Source organism: Mesorhizobium sp. M7A.F.Ca.US.014.04.1.1, assembly GCF_003998745.1.
Classification (GTDB): domain Bacteria; phylum Pseudomonadota; class Alphaproteobacteria; order Rhizobiales; family Rhizobiaceae; genus Mesorhizobium; species Mesorhizobium ciceri.
The window spans coordinates 1-1,108 of record NZ_RZRW01001087.1 but is presented as its reverse complement, the minus strand read 5'-3'; the positions used below and the strand labels follow the sequence as shown (position 1 = coordinate 1,108).

The following is a 1,108-nucleotide window of genomic DNA, read 5'->3' as shown; positions in this document are numbered from 1 at the left end:
AGCTTCGCTCGACACCTCACCCCGATCGACGGGGGAGAGGAACCCAAGTTCTGAGAAGCTTCAAGCAGCGACTGGTCGCCGCGCCAGCCCTTCCCGTATATGCCGTGCGAATTCCTGCGCCGCGGGCCCTACCCCATGCCTCGGCAGATGCAGGTTGATGGCAAAATTCGGCAGCGGCGGCAGGCCGGACTCCGATCGCAATATGTCGAGATCGGCTGGCACCGTGGAGGCCAGCCAGGTGGTGACGGCGAGGTCGGAGCGCACCGTCGCGGTCGTCGCGTCGATGTTGCCGTTCTCGAACACGGTGCGCCACTCCAGCCCATGCTCACCGAGCGCCGCCAACACAGCCGGCCGGAAAGCGCAGGTGTCGGCGACGATCGAGACCGGCAGCGGCCGCTTGGCGCGGGCAACGCCGCCCTTGGCACCGACCCAGACCAGCCGGTCAACGACGAGGCATTCGCCGGCCGACGGGCCGGCGCATTCCTCGATCACGGCAAGGTCGATGGTCCCGGCCGCAAGGGCAGCAGTCAATTCTGGCGACGAGGCGCAGACCAGCGATATCTCGACCTGCGGATAGGTCTCGGCATAGGTCTTCAGCACCGGCGCCAGCAAGGTGCCGACAAGGTCGGAGGGCACGCCGAGCCGCACCTGGCCGGCCCCCGGGCTCCCAGCCATTTCGGCCCAGATCTCGTCATCCAAGGCCAGCAGCCGCTTGCCCCTGCCGAACAGCTGTTCACCGGCGCGCGTCAGCCGCAAGCCGCGCCGGTCGCGCTCGAAGAGGCTCGAGCCGAACGCCTCCTCCAGCCGTTTGACCTGCTGGCTGACAGCACCTTGCGTCAGGTGCAGTGCATTGGCCGCCGCTGTCATGCTGGCCTTGTCGGCGACGGTGATAAAGGTGCGGATCAGCGCCATGTCGAGATTTCGGATCATGGTTGGCATTATGCTTGCTAATGTCAACCATAGCAAACATTGCATTTACTGAAGTTCGTGCGCAGCTACGATGGCAGCCCTCCCACCGAGGACGCCGCATGCTCGAGCCCATTTTCCCGCTCATCCTGTTTGCCATCGTCGCCACCACCACGCCCGGCATCGCCACGACCCTGTCGAC

Annotated in this window: 1 protein-coding gene and 1 pseudogene; one reads left to right on the top strand and one right to left on the bottom strand. The window is 65.6% G+C overall.

All coding sequences use genetic code 11. The features are described from left to right. Positions 1-60: 60 nt before the first annotated feature. The gene (locus EOA22_RS34695) at positions 61-930 is read right to left on the bottom strand and encodes a LysR substrate-binding domain-containing protein (RefSeq protein WP_127390670.1); all 870 of its coding nucleotides are present in this window, start codon (positions 928-930) and stop codon (positions 61-63) included. Positions 931-1,028: 98 nt separating this feature from the next. Here EOA22_RS34695 and EOA22_RS39350 point away from each other — a divergent pair. Beyond that, positions 1,029-1,108, top strand: a pseudogene (locus tag EOA22_RS39350) (LysE family translocator); the annotation flags it as partial.

Excerpts from the sequence above, each read along its gene's own strand:
- EOA22_RS34695 (WP_127390670.1), bottom strand. The coding sequence starts at position 930 with ATGATCCGAAATCTCGACATGGCGCTGATCCGCACCTTTATCACCGTC.